The sequence below is a fragment of the Clostridium sp. 1001271B_151109_B4 genome, from assembly GCF_015670405.1.
Taxonomy (GTDB): domain Bacteria; phylum Bacillota; class Clostridia; order Clostridiales; family Clostridiaceae; genus Clostridium.
In genome coordinates, this window is the sequence record NZ_JADPBQ010000004.1 from 184,798 (window position 1) to 204,516 (window position 19,719).

At 28.0% G+C, this 19,719-nt stretch carries 17 protein-coding genes and 1 other annotated feature; of the genes, 3 read left to right on the forward strand and 14 right to left on the reverse strand.

Features of this window, described 5'->3' with window-relative positions:
- Positions 1-454 precede the first annotated feature (454 nt).
- The 5 genes from I4V63_RS04615 to I4V63_RS04635 all read right to left on the reverse strand — a co-directional run bounded on the left by I4V63_RS04615 (position 455) and on the right by I4V63_RS04635 (position 6,716).
- Positions 455-2,773 carry a histidine kinase dimerization/phospho-acceptor domain-containing protein gene (locus I4V63_RS04615; protein ID WP_196000124.1) on the reverse strand — a complete coding sequence of 773 codons (2,319 nt, stop codon included), beginning with the start codon at positions 2,771-2,773 and terminating at the stop codon, positions 455-457.
- Positions 2,748-3,458, reverse strand: coding sequence for a response regulator transcription factor (locus I4V63_RS04620; RefSeq protein ID WP_196000125.1), 711 nt, complete (start codon positions 3,456-3,458; stop codon positions 2,748-2,750). The genes I4V63_RS04615 and I4V63_RS04620 overlap by 26 nt, the downstream gene beginning before the upstream one ends.
- Before the next feature lie 831 nt (positions 3,459-4,289).
- Entirely contained in the window at positions 4,290-5,510 is a 1,221-nt protein-coding gene (locus I4V63_RS04625; protein WP_207746497.1) for a NupC/NupG family nucleoside CNT transporter, read from the reverse strand.
- A gap of 134 nt (positions 5,511-5,644) precedes the next feature.
- Positions 5,645-6,151, reverse strand: coding sequence for a flavin reductase (locus tag I4V63_RS04630; protein ID WP_196000127.1), 507 nt, complete (start codon positions 6,149-6,151; stop codon positions 5,645-5,647).
- Between the two features lie 202 nt (positions 6,152-6,353).
- Positions 6,354-6,716 (reverse strand): YccF domain-containing protein, encoded by a 363-nt coding sequence (locus I4V63_RS04635; RefSeq protein ID WP_196000128.1) that lies wholly within the window; start codon positions 6,714-6,716, stop codon positions 6,354-6,356.
- Between the two features lie 296 nt (positions 6,717-7,012).
- Positions 7,013-7,312, forward strand: a binding site (T-box leader).
- Between the two features lie 213 nt (positions 7,313-7,525).
- Between I4V63_RS04635 and leuS the strand changes: the two genes are divergently transcribed.
- Complete coding sequence (leuS, locus tag I4V63_RS04640) at positions 7,526-9,976, forward strand: leucine--tRNA ligase (RefSeq protein ID WP_196000129.1); 2,451 nt, start codon at positions 7,526-7,528, stop codon at positions 9,974-9,976.
- A gap of 408 nt (positions 9,977-10,384) precedes the next feature.
- On the opposite strand, the gene I4V63_RS04645 is transcribed toward leuS, so the two are convergent.
- Together I4V63_RS04645 and I4V63_RS04650 are read right to left on the reverse strand one after the other, a co-directional pair.
- The gene (locus I4V63_RS04645) at positions 10,385-10,993 is read right to left on the reverse strand and encodes a VanZ family protein (protein WP_243280446.1); all 609 of its coding nucleotides are present in this window, start codon (positions 10,991-10,993) and stop codon (positions 10,385-10,387) included.
- A 194-nt stretch (positions 10,994-11,187) separates the two neighbouring features.
- On the reverse strand, positions 11,188-11,556 hold the full coding sequence (locus I4V63_RS04650; RefSeq protein WP_196000130.1) for a nucleotidyltransferase domain-containing protein: 369 nt from the start codon (positions 11,554-11,556) through the stop codon (positions 11,188-11,190).
- Positions 11,557-11,722: 166 nt separating this feature from the next.
- On the opposite strand from I4V63_RS04650, the gene I4V63_RS04655 reads away from it, so the two are divergent.
- On the forward strand, positions 11,723-12,256 hold the full coding sequence (locus I4V63_RS04655; RefSeq protein ID WP_196000131.1) for a GNAT family N-acetyltransferase: 534 nt from the start codon (positions 11,723-11,725) through the stop codon (positions 12,254-12,256).
- Between the two features lie 113 nt (positions 12,257-12,369).
- Here I4V63_RS04655 and I4V63_RS04660 read toward each other — a convergent pair whose 3' ends face one another.
- On the reverse strand, positions 12,370-13,116 hold the full coding sequence (locus I4V63_RS04660; RefSeq protein ID WP_196000132.1) for a hypothetical protein: 747 nt from the start codon (positions 13,114-13,116) through the stop codon (positions 12,370-12,372).
- A gap of 268 nt (positions 13,117-13,384) precedes the next feature.
- On the opposite strand from I4V63_RS04660, the gene I4V63_RS04665 reads away from it, so the two are divergent.
- Positions 13,385-13,717: a HesB-like protein gene (locus tag I4V63_RS04665; RefSeq protein WP_196000133.1), complete on the forward strand. Its 333-nt coding sequence runs from the start codon at positions 13,385-13,387 to the stop codon at positions 13,715-13,717.
- Between the two features lie 68 nt (positions 13,718-13,785).
- On the opposite strand, the gene I4V63_RS04670 is transcribed toward I4V63_RS04665, so the two are convergent.
- The 6 genes from I4V63_RS04670 to I4V63_RS04695 all read right to left on the reverse strand — a co-directional run bounded on the left by I4V63_RS04670 (position 13,786) and on the right by I4V63_RS04695 (position 19,542).
- On the reverse strand, positions 13,786-14,442 hold the full coding sequence (locus I4V63_RS04670; RefSeq protein WP_196000134.1) for a hypothetical protein: 657 nt from the start codon (positions 14,440-14,442) through the stop codon (positions 13,786-13,788).
- Positions 14,443-14,626: 184 nt separating this feature from the next.
- On the reverse strand, positions 14,627-15,421 hold the full coding sequence (locus I4V63_RS04675; RefSeq protein WP_196000135.1) for a GTP pyrophosphokinase family protein: 795 nt from the start codon (positions 15,419-15,421) through the stop codon (positions 14,627-14,629).
- A gap of 78 nt (positions 15,422-15,499) precedes the next feature.
- Positions 15,500-16,189 carry a metallophosphoesterase gene (locus I4V63_RS04680; protein WP_196000136.1) on the reverse strand — a complete coding sequence of 230 codons (690 nt, stop codon included), beginning with the start codon at positions 16,187-16,189 and terminating at the stop codon, positions 15,500-15,502.
- 129 nt (positions 16,190-16,318) lie between these two features.
- Positions 16,319-17,539, reverse strand: coding sequence for a tyrosine--tRNA ligase (gene tyrS, locus I4V63_RS04685; protein ID WP_196000137.1), 1,221 nt, complete (start codon positions 17,537-17,539; stop codon positions 16,319-16,321).
- A 214-nt stretch (positions 17,540-17,753) separates the two neighbouring features.
- Positions 17,754-18,167 (reverse strand): hypothetical protein, encoded by a 414-nt coding sequence (locus I4V63_RS04690; RefSeq protein ID WP_196000138.1) that lies wholly within the window; start codon positions 18,165-18,167, stop codon positions 17,754-17,756.
- A gap of 229 nt (positions 18,168-18,396) precedes the next feature.
- Positions 18,397-19,542, reverse strand: coding sequence for an RNA-binding domain-containing protein (locus I4V63_RS04695; RefSeq protein WP_196000139.1), 1,146 nt, complete (start codon positions 19,540-19,542; stop codon positions 18,397-18,399).
- Positions 19,543-19,719 lie beyond the last annotated feature (177 nt).

Genomic DNA, 19,719 nt, shown 5'->3' on the forward strand with positions numbered 1-19,719 from the left:
GAACATATCCACATACTGTACAAACAAATTTTTTCATAATTTTATTCCTCCTAAAATCTCTTTGATATATATTTAATTATCTTAACTTCTTATTATCCTGTTCTTTTATTCTTTTGTTTTTTGTGTTCTCTCGAATCACCTTACATTTATTATTATATAATAATTATTATTAATTACAAGTCTTTTTTGAAAATTTTTTAAAATTTTTTCTAATTGATAATACATATCATTTAGCATTATTACTAGCTTTATCCATATACAATAAGATATTGATTATCAACTGATAAAATATTATAAATAAAAGAGCCATACTTTTAGTACAGCTCTTTATTAATTTCATTCAAGTAATAAACCAAAAATTTTTAATCTAATTAATCTTAAATCTAATTGCAAAATGCTTTTTTGTTCCTTAATCAAACTTCTTAATTCTTTTTAATAATTCTCTAAAATTATACTACTTTAATCTTATTATAGATTTAAATAAGTCTCCATCAACTTCAACATTAAAGCTTCCACCATGAAGTTCTACTATACTTTTAGCTATAGCAAGACCTAATCCTGATCCTTCTGTACTTCTTGATGCATCTCCACGTTTAAATCTATTTGTTATTTCATTAGTATCAAAACCTAACTCATAAGCTGATATATTTCTCATTACTATTATAACGTCTTTTTCTTCTTTATACATATCAATATAAACCCTAGTGTTACTTAAGGAATATTTAACTATATTAGAAAGAAGATTTTCAAATACTCTATATAACCTCTTCCCATCTCCATTAATAAATATCTTTTCTTCTGGAACATTTAATTTAACATTTAAATTACTATCTTTAAATCTTTCATCATTTTCTCCTAATGCTTGCTTTAATAATTGTCCGATATCTATTTTAGCAATGTTAAGTTCCATAGCTCCACTTGCTGCTTTAGATGCCTCAAATAAATCTTCTATTAAAACCTTAAGTCTTTGAGATTTTTTATCTAATATATTTACATAATCCATAGCAGTTTCTGGTTGTATATTTTCTCTCTTTAATAAATCAATATAATTAATTATTGAAGTTAAAGGTGTTTTTAAATCATGAGATACATTGGTAATAAGTTCTGTTTTCATATTTTCACTCTTCATTTCATTTTCAACAGATTTCTTTAAGCCATCTCTCATATTATTAATATCATGAGCTAGTTCTCTTAAGTGCCCTCTTCCCTTTTCATCTATTTTACAGTTTAATTTACCTTCTGCCGCAGCCTTTGATCCAACCATTATTTTATCTAAATAAATTAAATCTCTAATTAACATTATAATATATATAATCGTTAATATTATCCCTGCAATTATTCCTATTGGCCATATAAAAAATATTGCTGATAAGAAAAATAATACTAATCCTGATGCTACATATAAAGCTGTCATTATTAAGAATGTTCTTATTATAGATCCTCTATTCATTACATCACTTAAATAATTCCAAGCTCTAATTGTAAGATTATCTTTAAGTAAGGTTCCTTCATTATAACTAACAATTATAACTCTAAATAATAAGTAGTAAATTACTACTACTATAGCTACCCAAATTATTGAGACTAAATTTAATCTTCTTATATAATTATTTGAATTATAGTAAATACGAGGCCCTATATCCCAAATTATCCATGCTATAATTCCAACTCCAACTTTGTATTCGATAGGATATACCTTAGCCTTATTTATTATTTTTTCTATTAACCCTACTTTTACTTTATATTTAGCTAAGTATAATAAGCAGAAGATTGTTAAAGCTAAAGATACTACAAATGTAGTACAACTTAAATAAAAACTAGTAACATTATTTTTTACACTCTTAAAACTTTCAGAAACCACATCACCCGATTGGAGCTCTTCAGGCATCCATATATATAATGTTATATTATGCTTTTCGCTATAATCCAGCTTGAGCTCACTAGTAGCCATAGTATCATAACTATAATCAATAAATCTATCACTATATCCATAACCACCAACAAGTTTATTTAATATATTATTCTTATTTATTTCCTTACCATTAACATATATTTTTTCTATTATGTTTCCATTGTAATCAATGTTTACTTCTTTGAAATATCTACTATTTACTATAATGTCATTAGGATCAATTTCATTTCCACCAATCCAAACATCATTTAATTTATCATAGGCCCTAAAATTTAAATTAACATATGATTTTATTTTATTATTTAAATCACTTGCACTATTACTTTTTCTATTTAAAATATACTCGTTCATCTCTTCATTACTTAAAGTATATTTTTCATCTATTTTTTCTCTTTCTTCTTCTAAGATTTTTTCTTGCTGTTCATAAGTTAAATTATTAAAACTATCATCATTATATCTAGATTCTCTATACTCAATATATTCATCATTTGCCTTATCTAGTAATTCTGCCTTACAAATCTCTATATCATTTTTAGTTATATTTTCCTTATCTTTAGCATAACTAGCTGATTTATAATATAATGAATAATCTTCTACTAAGGCTGTATAATCATATATATTGCTTGCTACTTGAGTTTGTAAATATACTCTCTCTGGTATAACATATTCCAAGTTATCCCTAATTTCTACTCCTGATAAAAATGTACACGCTAATGATATAATAGTTAAAATATAAACTATATATTTACTGTTGGTGTTATTTAAAATATTTTTTTTATTATTTTTTTCTTTTTTATCTGAAATTCTTATCTCTTCTTCGTTAATATTTTCTTCATTAGTATTTTTCGACTTTGTATCCAATTCCCCACACCACCTTTAGATATTTAGGATCCTTAGGATTAATTTCTATTTTTTCTCTAATCCTTCGTATATGTACTGCTACTGTATTTTCTGCATTATAACTAGGTTCCTTCCATACACTTTCATATATTTCATCTATAGAAAAAACCCTACCTTGATTTCTTAATAATAATTCTAATATTCCAAATTCAGTTGCAGTTAATTTAATTGATTCTCCATCAACTAATACTTCTTTTGTATCTTGATTTAATGAAAGTCCTCCACTACTTATTATTGAATTGCTTTCCTCTTCTTTTTTTCCACCATAATTTCCAAAGACAGTATATCTTCTTAATTGTGACTTTACTCTTGCTGTAAGTTCTAATGGATTAAAAGGCTTAGTTATATAATCATCTGCGCCCATATTAAGACCTAATATTTTATCTGTATCCTCTGATTTTGCAGAAATTAATATAATTGGAATATTCTTTTCCTGCCTTATTTTCATTGTAGTTCTAAGTCCATCCATATTAGGCATCATTATATCCATTAATATAAGATGCACCTCATTTTCCATTAAAGCTTCTAATGCCTCTAATCCATCATAAGCTTTGATTACATTAATTCCTTCGTTTCTTAAATATATATCAATAGCATCAACTATTTCTCTATCATCATCTACTACTAAAACATTATTTTTTTCCATACCTAAACTACACTCCCTTCATAATGTATTATTATACCATGTCACTCAACTTATATTTATATAGTAACAAGAAAGTCTTACAAAAAAATTATCATATTTATTAAAAATTTATTAAGTAAGTCTCCAAATTTTCAATTTGTCTAGGCGAACTTGCCTGAAAGTCAAAATTTCAATTTTGCTCCTTGAAGATACACTTTAGTGTACTCAGCCACCGTTAAAGAGTCGAGTTTCCTAAAAAAAATTATCATGGTAGTGCAAAAAAAATAAATGGAGTTTCTCCTAGAATTAATATAATTTTCGTTAAGAATTTATATTATTTCCTCCAGAAAATCACCTAAAGCTTCAAATGTTGTTTTACTCCCTCAGCTTTTTAACGGTCATTTTCTTCCGCTAATAATTAAATTCTAAAACTCAATTATAATATTCCTTCCGATACTCCATTTATCTTTTTCTTTATTACCAGATGTACGGCATTGAGCCAATTTGGTTTGGATTAATTAGCAGATGCACTAATTAATCGCAATTTAGTTTTTATTAGTTAATGTTTGTGCTAGTAATAATTGTAACTTGGTGTTAGGTTAAATTTATTTTTTATGTGTGTGCAGAAAAAAAGAGGATATTATTATTGAAATGAATATTGAAATTAAACCGTAGAATTTAATAATTTACGGATAAAAATTTGCGTAAGGAAGGTTATATGCTTGAGCCCATAGGCTAGTTTATAATCTTTAGCAAATTTTTAGGAGTAAATTATATAAATTCAAGATGAAATTTCATAAATTCCTGAAAAGATAATATGCTCTTTTTTCGTTATTACACATTTAAGTTAAATTATATTGTTAATAAAAGTCCTGCAATTGTAGCACTTAGAAGATTTGCTAATGTTCCACCTAATACTGCTTTCCAGCCTAAGCGAGCTATATCATGTTTTCTACTAGGTGCCATACCTCCTATTCCTCCAATTAAAATTGCTATAGAAGAAATATTTGCAAATCCACACAAAGAAAAAGTAACTACAGCTATTGTTTTAGCTGATAATGTACTCATTATTTCAGAAAGACTTGTAAATGCTACAAATTCGTTTAATACTATCTTTTGACCAATTAATGAACCTGCAACTACAGCTTCCTTCATTGGTACCCCTATAATAACTGCCACTGGTGAAAAAATATAACCTAAAATAGATTGTAAACTTAAATTACTTATTCCAAACCATCCACCAATTATTCCAATTACACCATTTATAAGTGCAATTAATGCTACAAAAGCTAATAATATTGCCGCTATGTTAAGAACTAACCCTAATCCATCAATAGCACCTTTAGATGCTGCATCAACAACATTTGCTGAATCGTCCTTTACCATTTCAATTTCTTCATTTACTTTAGCTTCTTTTATTTCTGGAATTATTATTTTAGATATTATTAGTCCTGCTGGGGCTGACATAAAACTAGCAGATACTAAATATTCAATAGGAATTCCTAATAATGAATATCCAACTAGTATTGACCCTGAAACGGAAGCAAGCCCTCCAACCATAACTGTAAATAGTTCAGATTCTGTTAACTTTTCAACATATGGTTTAATTAAAAGTGGTGCTTCTGTTTGTCCTAAGAATATATTTGCTGATGATGATATAGTTTCTAACTTAGATGTACCTAAAAGTTTTGCTAAGCCTCCACCTATAAGCTTTATAACAAACTGCATAACTCCTAAGTAATATAATACTGATACTACAGCTGAAATAAATATAATTACTCCTAAAACATTAACAGCAAAAATACTTCCATCATTAGCTAATGAGCCAAATAAGAACGATATTCCTTCCTTTGCATAATCAATTACAGATTGAACTCCTAAGGCAATCTTACTTAATACATATTTTCCAACGCTCCATTTTAATGCAGCAAATGCAAAAGCAAATTGAATTATAAATCCAATAATCACAGTCCTCCAATTTATTTTTTTCTTATTATTTGAAAATAAAAATGCTACTAGAAATATAAAAGCCACACCTATAATACAATTTAATATTGCCACAAAATACACCATCCTTTGTTAAATACTTTTTCTCATTTAGTTTTATCCAAAATGTAGTCTTATATTCTTTTTCAAATAAAAAGATACCTCTAGAATTAACCCAATATTTAGGCCTATTCCAGAGGTACATATTATTTCTATAATAATTATTTAATTATATAGCTTGATACTATTTCACCAAAATATAATGTATGATAATCTTCTAGTGGATATTTACTCTCTTTTATATCCTTATTTAAATTCTTATCACTCATTGTAGTTTTATAAAGAACTTTACACTCAAAATGCATACCTTCCATATTCAATACAGGTGTATTTATTTTTTCTGGTTCTACAATATCAATATTTAAATGTGCTAATTTATTAATATCTTTACCACTTTTACTTCCTAAAAATGCTATTTCCTTATCCACATTTTTATATGGTATTGTTACTGTAAATTCATTTGTTTTTTCAATTATTCCATATGTATATCTTTGAGGCCTTACCATAACTGTAAATACAGGCTTGCCCCACATGAAACCAATACTTCCCCATGCTATAGTCATTGAATTCACTTTACTTCCACTCTTAGTTGTTAAAAATATTCCCTTACTTAAAATCTCAGTATTTTTTTCTAAATTCTCATTATACGTTACAAATCTTTTAATCATTTAAATCGCCCCTTCAAATTATTAATATTAGAATTATATAATATTATACCAATTTTTAGCATATTTTAATAACCTTAAAGCATTTTAAACTCTAAACACAGGTAAATTTATTTATTAATCTATGTACTTTTAATTACATACTTATATAGCTATTTTAAAAGATTCTAAAATGTCTTTTTAAAGAAAATATTAAATTATACACTTATATAACTTTTTTTCCAAAAGGCATTAATGATAGCTTTGCCATTTTAAATGACTGTGCTGCAAATGGTATTCCTACAATTGTTATACACAAAATTAATCCACTTATTATATTGGCAATACATAACTCTAAACCACCAAATATTAACCATAAAATATTCATTATTAAATTTCCACTACTATCACTTACTGTAACAACTTCCTTACCAAATGGTGCAAGCTGTAACCTCGCCATTTTAAAGCACTGCATTCCTACCGGTATTCCTATTATAGTAATACACCATATTAATCCTGTAAAGCACCATCCTATTGCACCAAAAAGTCCCCCAAATATTATCCAAATAATATTTCCTAAGCATGACATAAACATCACCTCCATTAACTTTACTTACATCTCATTCTTAATTAGTATATAAGGAAATTTCCTCAATTTAAAGCAATTTAGCATTCTTAAGAATGTTTTAATAATTAATCTAATATTTAAGTTTTTTTATTTAATAAAAATAAGTTAATAAATAATATAAGCTTTAATTCTTCTTGTTATTATCCTACAATGTGTATTAATTTACCTTAGATAAATATAATATTTACTCTTATTGACTTATTATAGTAGACTAATATATAATTAATAAATATTGAAATCTTTTAATAAATTTAATATTTATTGCATTGAAAAGGAGTAGTACTATAATACTGTAATCTTTAGAGAGCTGTTGGTTGCTGCAAAACAGTGATACTTTTATAGGAACTTGCCTTGGAGCTTACTTGTTAAAAGCAAGTACGGAATCCCCGTTACGGATTTGAGTGAGAACCTTTTTTTAGTTAATAGTTAGTAGCTAAGGTCGAAACTCCTAATGAGTTTCTTAAATATATTTTTTAAATTCATCATCTATTATCTTTTAACTTATAAAATAGTTCTAATAAGAGTGGTACCGCGAAATATAGCTTTTCGTCTCTTAATTGAGATGAGGGGCTTTTTTTATATATTTTTATAAAACTTGGTAAAAATTATAAATATAATTAGTTAGGAATCTTTTGTTTTGAATTAGTAGTTTTGAATTAATGAGTGAAGATAAAATATTTCTAAATTCAGCTCTGCTGAATTTATTCCTTAACTCTTAACTATTGACTCTTAACTCTTAATCCCTAGCTATCCAAAGGAGTGTTAAAACTATGAGTAACTATGGAACTGCCATTGATAAAAAGTGGCAAAAGAAATGGGAAGAAACTGAACTTTACAAATTTAATCCAGATGCAGAGGGCGAAAAACTATATGTTTTAGAAATGTTCTCTTATCCATCAGGAAGCCAATTACATGCTGGTCACTGGTTTAACTATGGACCTGTTGATTCATGGGCAAGATTAAAGAAAATGCAAGGATACAATGTATTCCAACCAATGGGATTTGATGCCTTTGGTTTACCTGCAGAAAACTTTGCAATCAAAACTGGAATTCATCCATGGGATTCTACTGAAAAGAATATTAAAACTATGGAAGAACAATTAAGAGCTATGGGAGCAATGTTTAACTGGGAAAATGAAGTTATAACTTGTACTCCTGAGTATTATAAATGGACTCAATGGGTATTCTTACAATTATTAAAGAATGGTTTAGCTTACAGAAAGAAAGCTCCAGTAAACTGGTGTCCATCTTGTAACACAGTTTTAGCTAATGAGCAAGTTGTTGATGGTACTTGTGAAAGATGTTCAACTGAAGTTACTAAGAAAGATTTAACTCAATGGTTCTTTAAAATTACAGAATATGCTGATGAGCTATTAGAAAAATTAGATACTTTAGATTGGCCTGAAAAGACTGTTGCTATGCAAAAACACTGGATTGGTAAATCTACAGGTGCTGAAGTTAACTTCAAAGTTAAAAACTCTGATATTAACTTTAATGTATTCACAACAAGAGTTGATACTTTAAATGGTGTTACATACGTTGTTTTAGCTCCTGAAAATCCATTAGTTGACGAATTAACAACTACTGAAAATAAAGCTGCTGTTGAAGAGTATAAAGAAGCTGCTAAAAAGCAATCAGATATAGAAAGACAATCTCTTACAAGAGAAAAAACTGGTGTATTCACTGGTTCATATGCTATAAACCCTATAAACGGTAAAGAAGTTCCAGTTTGGGTTGGAGATTATGTTCTTGCAACTTATGGTACTGGTGCTGTTATGGCTGTTCCAGCTCATGATGAAAGAGACTACGCTTTTGCTACTAAATTTAACTTACCAATAGATCAAGTTATAACTAGTAAAAAAGACGGAGAAGTTGAATTACCATACTGTGAATACGGTGTTTTAATTAACTCTGGTGAATTTGATGGATTAACTACTGAAGAAGCTAAAGAAGCTATTGTTGAAAAGCTAGCTAAACAAGATTTAGGTTCTGCTAAGGTTAACTACAGATTAAGAGACTGGTTAGTTTCAAGGCAAAGATATTGGGGTGCTCCAATTCCAATAATCTATTGTGAAGATTGTGGCGCTGTTCCAGTTCCTGAAAAAGATCTTCCAGTCCAATTACCGTATGATGTTGAATTTGCTCCAGATGGTAAATCACCACTTGCTAAATGTGAAAGCTTTGTAAACACTACTTGTCCTTGTTGTGGTAAACCAGCTAAGAGAGAATGTGATACTTTAGATACATTCGTTTGCTCTTCTTGGTACCAAATGAGATACGTAGATAATAAGAATGATAAAATTGCATTTGATAAAGAAAAAGTAGATAAGATGCTACCAGTTGATAAATATGTTGGTGGACCTGAACATGCTTGTATGCACTTATTATATGCAAGATTCATAACTAAAGCTTTAAGAGATATGGGTTACTTAAGCTTTGATGAACCATTCAAGAGCTTAACTCACCAAGGGCTTATCTTAGGACCAGATGGATTAAAGATGTCTAAGTCTAAAGGAAATACTATCTCTCCAGACGATTACATCAAAGAATATGGTGCAGACGTATTTAGAATGTACTTAATGTTTGGATTTGCTTACACTGAAGGTGGAGCTTGGAGTGATGATGGTATTAAATCTGTTGCTAGATTTGTAGATAGAATTGAAAGATACCTAACAATGTGCAGAGAAGCTATCCAATCTGGTACTAATAATAAGACTACTATGGATAAAGCTGAAAAAGAATTAAATTTCTGGTTAAATAACGCTATTAAAGGTGTTACTGAAGATGGAGAAAAGATGCAATTCAACACTGCTATTGCTAGAATGATGGAATTCATCAACGCTTTATCTAAATATATGAAAGAAGAAACTAAGAATTTAGACTTCTTAAATACTGTATGTGAAAGCTTTATTAAGATTTTAGCTCCATTTGCACCTCACTTTGCTGAAGAACAATGGTCATTATTAACTGGTAAATACTCAGTATTTAACGAAGCTTGGCCAGTATTTGATGCTAAAGCTCTTGTTAAAGATGAAATTGAAATAGCTATCCAAGTTAATGGTAAAATCAAAGCTAGAATAAATGTTGCTTCTGATTTAACTGAAGAAGGTATTAAAGCTGCTGCTTTAGCTGATGAGGCTATTATAGCTGCCACTGAAGGAAAAACTATAGTAAAAGTTATAGTTATTAAAGGAAGACTTGTAAATATAGTTGTAAAGTAGTATAACTTAAGTGAGAATCCAAATTTCAATTTGGTCATTCGAACTTGCCTGAAAGTCGAAATTTTAATTTCGTTTCTTGAAGGTACACTGTGTGTACTCCGCGAGCGGAGTGAGTGGAGTTTCCTTCTTGGTAATTTGGTCATTCGAACTTGCCTGAAAGTCGAAATTTAAATTTCGTTTCCTGAAGGTACACTGTGTGTACTCCGCCAGCGAAGTGAGTGGAGTTTCATAATTGAAATCAAATAGAGACTATATCAAAATAATTTACACACCCGTAATATTTGATATAGTCTCTTTTAATTTATCCATATTAACGACGAAAAATAATAACTTTAATATAAGTATAGATTAACTACTATTATAAGACTTATATTTAATCAATTATAATTATATTCTAATATCCTTTCACTAACAAAAAAATACACTAACAACTGCAATTCCAATATATAAATAAGGTCCATACTTAACAATTGAACCTTTTTTATTATACTCTTCAATCACAGTCTCACTTGAAAGTTTCTTAAAGATAATACTAAATATTTTAAATACAATAAAGCCCAAAATTGTTCCTAAAGTATTCATTATTAAGTCATCAACATCTGTTGCACGAAAAGTGAATAGTTGTCCAACTTCAATAATAAGCGAAAATATGAATCCTGCAAATACTGTAGGTATAAACTTTCTAAACCTCTTCCATAATGTTGGTAGTAAAAATCCAAAAGGCATAAAGAATATTATATTAAGTATTGTTGAAATTTCTATTCCACTACTGAATGGTATAAAGTTCAATACTGGATTATATACAGATGCTCCTACCATTATCCTTCTTTCAAAATCACTTAAAGTAGGAAAACCTACTATATCTTTTAATGAAATCACTAGATAAAACATTAACATATATCCAAATAAATAATGTTGTAACTTTATTGGTTTATTGCTCTTTTTATTTAAAATTATATTTAAGATTGTTACTAAAACCATTGATACTAATATTGCTAATAAATAACTTTTCATCATAAGACTTATCCCCTCTTTTGATTATTGTTTCTACTATTAATATTATAATCTTAAATAATTAAAAGTAATTTTCATTTTCCTTAAGATATTATTACAAATAAATTTTATTTTACTAAACTCTCAATTGCTATTTCTAATTCATTAATACTTTTTAAATTATTTTTTAGTCTAATAACTTTACTACTCTACTATGATTAACCAATTAAATCTCGCTCCCTTAATTTAATAAAATCATTATTTTCTATAAAGAAATTTTCTATTTCCTTATATACCTTTTCAAAACTTCCTTTTTCATCTAAAAATATAATAGCTTCATTAAGTACATTTTTCACAAACATTTTATCAGTTTCATTATTTATTTTTATAACATCAACTTCACTATCTAACCTTTTTTCAAGGTCATATTCAAAACGTAACTCAGTATCTAAATCAATATTTCCAATTATAAATATATTATAGTCAGATGCTTCATCAAAGTCTCCTCTAGCCCTACTTCCAAATAATCCAATTGAATCTACATTATATTTTTTTGCTATTTCTATACATGTATCCTTTACTTGCATATAGAGCCCTCCCCTATATTTAAATTATTGACATATTTAATACTATTATATCAGATTATCAAATCATTAATGCTACTGCATATACTAATCATCTTTAAATAATTAGAAATTCAACTTAAAATCTGATAATCTTAAATTATAATATATAAAAATTGGGGGCTTAGTAATGAATATTAGAATCGCAAAAGCTGAAGATGCAAAAGAACTTCTTGAGATATACAAATACTATGTTGAAAATACAACTATAACCTTTGAATATGAAACTCCAACTGTAAAAGAATTTGAAAATAGAATTAAAAATACCTTAGTTAGATATCCTTATTTAGTTGCTGAAGATAATAATAAAATTTGTGGCTATGCTTATGCAAACGCTTTTAAGGGTAGACGTGCTTATGATTGGTCTGTTGAAACATCTATTTATATACAAAATGATAATTCAAGAAGCGGTATTGGTACTTTACTTTATAATGAACTTGAAAGATATCTTAAACTTCAAAATATCATAAATATTAATGCTTGTATCACTTATCCTAATAAGCAAAGTGAAAACTTCCATAAAAAATTTGGGTACAAAACTGTTGCTCATTTTAATAAATGCGGCTATAAATTTGGACAATGGAAAGATGTTGTTTGGATGGAGAAATTCATTGGAGATCATGTAGATAATCCTGCAAATTTAATTCCATTTTCTAAACTTTAAAAGCCGACATTTAAAATGTCGGCTTACTTTTAAAATTCAATAGATTTTAAGAAATAATTACAAAAGCACCTAAGTATAATTCAAAATATGAACTATTCTTAGATGCTCTTAAATTAAATATCATTTAATACTTCTTTGAATTCTTCTAAAACTTGAGAAACTAAATTGTCATCAAGCTTTTCATAATAAGGTAAAAGATTTGACTCTTGAATTGCTTCAAAAGCTCTTCTACTTGATTCCATCCAATTTTCAGGTATATAAACCCATACTATTTCTGTATAACTACAACTTAATAAGAAATGTTCCATCCCAAAGAAACTATATTCCTCAATATTATGAAGTTCATTAAATTTTTTATAATCCTCAACTATTTGTGAAGTTATTTTATATTCATATATATCAGCATAGAAAAAGTCAAATTCTTTTCTTTCTGCTTCATAAGCGTTACAACAGACTATATTTATCTTAGGGTTTTTAGGAAAATTACTATAATATAAGTCTATAACTTCTTGGCTTATTTCATAAACAGTTATTTCTTCCACCTCAGGCTTTTTAGCCATTTCTTCAACAGCATACCCAAGACCAAGTCCAACTACGCCAACTTTTCCTCTTGCCATTTTTATAGCAAAATATGAAGCTTGTATCTCTAATGGCGTCAATCTCATCCACACATGTTCTGGTGCATGTAACTCTAATATTCTAATATCTAAGTTATCTTCTTTAGAATATAAATATCCTTGGATCCTTCCTTTTAATCCATCAATTGATTTTATTTCAAAGTCACCTATTTTATTATTTTTTATTTTATTATTGTATTCTTGTATTTTATTTAAAACATATTCTCTATCAAAAGGCTTCAAAATTAACAATCCTCTCTTTTCAACAATTCATTTGATAAATTAATAATTAACTATAATATTAATAGTTAAATTCGGTTATATTAAAATTATTATAATAATAGTATCTTCAATACCTTTTATATTATATTGACAATTTATTCAAAATTCAATATGTGATATTTTATCCATTAGGAATATCTTTACATTTTGTCCTAAAAAATATATTGCTATTTCCGAGTAATATGGTATACTATAAACATAATTTCAAAAAATTCGCGAGGTGAACATAATGAGTAAATTTTTAGTAAGTGAAGAAGCATACAAGGAATTTAAATCTTTCCTTGAAGAAAATGAAGTAGAAAATTACAGCATAAGAATAAACTTAGCTGGATTTGGTTGCAGTGGCCCAGCTTTCAATATAACTGTTGATGAAGCAAAAGAAGGAGACGTTTCTGAAAAGATTAACGATATCACTTTAATTGCTGAAGAAAAATTAGTTGATGAATTTGGTGGATTTAGATTACTTTCATCAGAAGAAAACGGTGGTAGAGGATTATCATTAAAACCTGTTATAGAAGTTGAAGGTGGATGTGGTTCTTGTGGCGGTGGATGTCACCACTAAGATAAAGTAAAAGCTAAGCAGCTTAAACTGCTTAGCTTTTTTATTAAATTCATCCTAATAAATATGCCTTAATAAACAAATTGATATTCTACATATTTATTATTAACTTCTTGCATGCCTTGAAGTATATCTACCCAATAATCTTCTTGTATCATAGTTTTTTCTTTCTTGCTATCAGGTACATTACAATTTTCTGAATAGAACTCTGTAAAATAATTGTTTAAATCTGTTGCCATATCCTTTAACTGCTTAAAATCTGTTAATACTTTTCCCTTTAGCTCTATTACATCAATTCTTTCATTCATATCATTTTGGATATATGAATATAGTAATTCTTCAATTTCTGAATATAATTCATTCTTACTTGTGGTGCTTAAAACAATATTTTTTGAATTACTTTTGCTATTCATAAATATACCATTATCTGAATTAAGATAATTGCTCCATAAACTTAACTCAACTTCTGATATTTTGCTATAATTTCTATATAAGGTGAATAAATCTATATTATTTACACTACCTGCTGAAATACAGCTATCTAATATTGATAGTATAGACTCATTTCTATATCTTATTTCTTCAATTTTATTATAATTTTGCTTTCCAAGCTCATATGTATACTTTTTATTTTCTATGGCTTGATAAATATTCATTGTAAAGCTTATCATTAAAATAAATACAACAATCAAAAAACAATTGTCTTTGATATTAGTTCTTGATTTCATAAGCCACCCCCGTTATCTTAAGTATACCATACAAGGCTACAAGTGGCAAATTACCTTAGTAATATCCTATAATTAAAAAAATTACTTATAAAGTATTATCTTTTTCTTTTAAAAATTACTTCCTATATTAAAGTATTATTTATAAATATAAAAAAGTAAAGTCAACCTTATGCTGACTTTACCTTTAACTATCCTTATACCTTATGATATCACGTTTAATAGAATCAAGTAAATTATTTAATTCCCAAACTTCACCTTCATCTATTAGCTTATTTAGCATAACTTGATATCTGCTTGCTTCTCCGGTCTTTCCTAAAGACATTAATGTCATAATATTATTCATTATATTTGTAATAATATCAGACTTAACTTCAAATAGTCTTTGAGCATCCTTAATTTCATCTTTTATTTCTAGCATTTGCTCATCTAGATTAAAGGCTGAATCTGCTGCTAATTTAAGTTTATCCTGAATTTCCTTAGGTATATGCTGCTTATATTTATAATTCAATGAATGCTCTATAGTTGCCCAGAAATTCATTGCTAAAGTTCTTATTTGAAACTCTGCTAATATAGGTTTAGGTCCCTCTGCCATATATACAGTATACTTAATAATCATATGATAACTTCTATATCCACTTGGCTTAACATTTCTAACATAATCTTTTTCATAAAGTATTTGCATATCTCTTCTAGCTCTAATTAGCTCTATAACTGTATCTATATCATCAACAAACTGGCACATAATTCTTATACCAGCTATGTCCTCCATTTCTTCACCTACCCTATCTAAAGGAATTTCAAACTTGTTTGCCTTTTCTAAAAGACTTGAAACTTCTTTAACTCTTCCAGTAACAAATTCAATTGGAGAATATTCATTTCTTTTTCTATACTCTTTTCTTATACTCTTAAGTTTAACCTTTAGCTCATCTACTGCCTGTTCATAAGGCATAAGGAAACTTTTCCAGTTTTGCATTGTCATACACATCACCCTTAATTTTTATACAAATACATTATATCAAAAACACTCAAAACTGTAACCAAATTTTACAAATTAATCTTAATTTAAAATTTTAATCGGATTAAAATCTATAAAATCACATGATGTCATTATATATTCAATACCATTTATTACTCCCTCTATTGCCTTAACATTAGATGGTCCATGTAAATGTCCATATATAACCTTTTCAACATTGTATTCCTTAAATATTTTCATTAGTTCAGACTCCTTATTTTCTTCACCAAATGGAGGATAATGAATCATCACTATAAATTTATCAAATCCTTGTTTTTTTGCTTCATCTAATGATAATCTTAATCTAATTTGTTCCCTTGCATATATTTTTGCATCCTTAGAATTAAACTTATCACTACTCGGGTCAAGCCATCCTCTTGTGCCACAAATAGCATAATCATTATATGTATAAAAGTTATTTTGTAAGAACTTAGTATCATCATACATTGCATTCAACTTTGAAATACTATTCCACCAATAATCATGATTTCCTTTACTAATAATCTTTTTTCCTGGAAGAGAATTTACCCAATCTAAATCCATCTTACTATCTTCGTGCTTCATAGACCAAGAAATATCTCCCGCAATTAGTACAGTATCTTCTTCTGTTATTTTCTCTTCCCAATTCTTCTTTATCTTTTCATCGTGATTAACCCACTGACTACCAAATATGTCCATAGGTTTATCTGTACTTAATGCAAGATGTAAATCAGAAATAGCATATAGTGCCATAATCATCCCCCTTATCTCGTGTCTAAAGTTATTCATTATATATTATAACCACTTAATCTTAAAATAAAAAGCCTTCAAGGTCAATCCATATATTGGATTAATTCTTGAAGGCAAATATAATATTTATAACTATTCAACAACTATTTTGTTATAGTTTTTCTTTCCTCTTTTAATTAAAGCTGCTCCATCTTGGATATCTTCTTCTGTAAATAATCTAGCTACTTCTGTAACCTTTTCACCATTTAAAGATAAACCACCTTGTTGGATTAATCTTCTTCCTTCAGCTTTTGAAGGAACTATTTTAGTTTCAGCTATAACATCAAGTACAGTCTTTCCAAAGCTTTCAGCTGTAACTGTAATTGTAGGAACATTACTCATATCAACTCCACCAGCAAATAATGCTTCTGCAGCTGATTTAGCCTTAATAGCTTCTTCTTCACCGTGAACAAGCTTAGTTACTTCGTAAGCAAGAACTGTCTTAGCTTTATTGATTTCAGCACCTTCTAAAGCTCCAAGTCTTCTTACTTCATCCATAGGTAAGAATGTTAATAATGCTAAGCATTTTTCAACATCAGCATCATCTACGTTTCTCCAGTATTGATAGAAATCATATGGTGATGTCTTTTCTGGATCTAACCATAAAGCTCCACCTACTGTTTTACCCATCTTTTGACCTTGACTGTTAGTTAATAATGTACAAGTCATTGCCATAGATTGCCCTTGAGCTTTTCTTCTAACTAATTCAACACCAGCAATCATGTTTGACCATTGGTCATCTCCACCTAATTGCATCTTACAGTTATACTTTTGATTTAATACGTAGAAATCGTATCCTTGCATTAACATATAGTTAAATTCTAAGAATGATAATCCTTTTTCTAATCTTTGTTTGAAACATTCTGCTGTTAACATTCTATTTACTGAGAAGTGAACTCCTACTTCTCTTAAGAAATCAACATAGTTTAAGTTTAGTAACCAATCTGCATTGTTTACTAATATAGCTTTATCATCAGAAAAATCTATAAACTTTTCCATTTGTTTTTTTATACAAGAAACATTATGTTCAATTTGTTCCTTTGTAAGCATAGATCTCATATCAGTTTTTCCTGATGGATCTCCAACCATTGCAGTTCCGCCACCAAGTAAAGCTATTGGTCTATGTCCAGCTTTTTGCATATGGGCCATAAACATCATTGCTATAAAATGACCTACATGTAAGCTATCAGCTGTTGGGTCAAATCCTATATAAAAAGTTATTTTCTCCTTTTCTAGCAATTCTCTTGTTTCTTCTTCATGTGTAAATTGCTTTATGTATCCACGATCTAATAACTCGTCTAAAACGTTAGCCATATCCTTACCTCCAATAAAAAATCATATCTTTAGTATATAGTTATTAAGTTGTTTTATCAAGAAGATTTCACTAATTCAAGCCCTCAGCTATAAGTTAATAAATAAAATATAAAAGTTTGTACAAAAAAAAGCTGCCATAAAACTTTAGTATTATATACTACTAAAATCTAATAGCAACTTTTTATTATTTATCTAAATTTAATTATTTTCAACCCTATGCTACATATTCTTTAATACATTCTGGTACTTCTTCACTTGTATCAACATTAATATTAATATAAACGTTAATATCAAACCTGTCTGTTAATCCAGCAATCTTTCTAAATAATTCAGTGGCATCCTTCATAGTACAATTAACAATATTAGATAATCCATCAATATAAATATTTTCAATATCATAATTAGATGAAATTATCCCACATAACATTCCATAAAAGCTTTGGCAATCTTTAACATAATACTCATTAGTATCTATAAATCTTATTCCTCTAGATAATTGTAGCATTGGTCTTGAATCATCATCAATATAAACTGAATCACCTTTAGCATCAACCATTTGGTTATTTGCTAATTCGATTAACCTTTTTGTCTTTCCAGAACCTCTTCTTGCACAAAAAACTTGAATCATTGGAACCACTCCTTTTTACATAAAATTATTTATAACATCTTTTTCATAAGAAAAAGATGTACATTTAACTTAAAAACATAAGAAATCGGCTTAGTACAGTGTGCCTTCAAGAAGCGAAATTACTAAGTAGATAACTTCTACTAACTAAATCTAAAATTTAGAATATCAGTTAAGATTTCAACTTTCAGACAAGCTCTCCTTGCAAAATTTAAATTTAAAGACTTACTTATCATTCAGTATTCATAGGCAATATAACCTTAAAACAATCCTCTAAAGTAGAATTGATTAGCCTAACCTTTCTTTTTCCCTTAAATGCTTCTTTTATTCTGACTATTCCATTTCCATCATTAATAAATCTCTTTCCTTCATCTAAAGATATTAGCTTATCATAAATCCACATATTTCTTTTACTATATCCCATATCTCCAAATATATTATTTCTATCTAACAATTGACCTGGACTAATTACTATTACTGAATTTTTAGTTAAAATAATTTCAATAATCTTATCTATTTTAGAATATTCTCTGTACATTACTGAGTTTTTAACGGCCTCCATAACTGCATAAACGGGATATTTACTTGGTAATAACGTATACATTTCTTTTTCAACCATATCTATCATATTTAATAAATTTCCATTAATAATTTTAGATTTTGTATATTTATCATTATACTTATTTATAATTCTGATAGCGTTATGGGGTATACATATGCTATTATTATCAGAAAATACAAGTAATCCTCCAAATGTGCATCTAACCTTTCTTGTTCTTTTATCTAAAAAGGTTATTCCCGTACTTTGAAGCAAGAACCTTTCATTTTCCTTATTAATAATTATTCCTTTATTTTTAAAATACTTTGCAACTAAATCCATATTTAAAAATTCAGCGCTACTATTAATCATTTGGCAAGTTTCAACTGTCATTAATTGATTTTCTTCAAATGCTGCTACTAATTCTGATTTTCTCATTGTGTCCGTAATTGAACCTCTCCTAATATGAAATGCTCCTGTTTCCTTTATTTGATAAGGTTTTTGTCCCCCATCAAATATAGTTATTATTCCTATATCTCTGCCATCAATATTAACAATTTCAACAGTTATTGGAATAGGTGGTTCACATCTTGAACTTACGACTTGTTGAATTTTTTCTTCATCTAATGATTTAACCTTATTAATGCCAATTATTCTTTTAGTTCTGTCCTCAATTCCAATTATAAGATATCCTCTTCCCCCTCTAGAATTAGCTATAGCACATACATCTTTAGCAAGTTCCTTTTTTCCTGATTCAGATGAAATATCTATTTGCAACTTAAAATCTAGCTTAGTTCCTTCACGTTGTTTAATTAAAGATAGTAGTTTCTTCTTATTCATATCCCCTACCTTAAACTCTCTCTAATATATCTTATTCAAACCCAAGTGAATTCGTTAACCATATTAGCCATATTGGACATATTTCATATATGTTTATTTTATAACTGTTTTTTTTAATAAACCTATGTCTCAAGCTAATAATAAATCCTTAATATATTATATTTATAGTAATAAAAA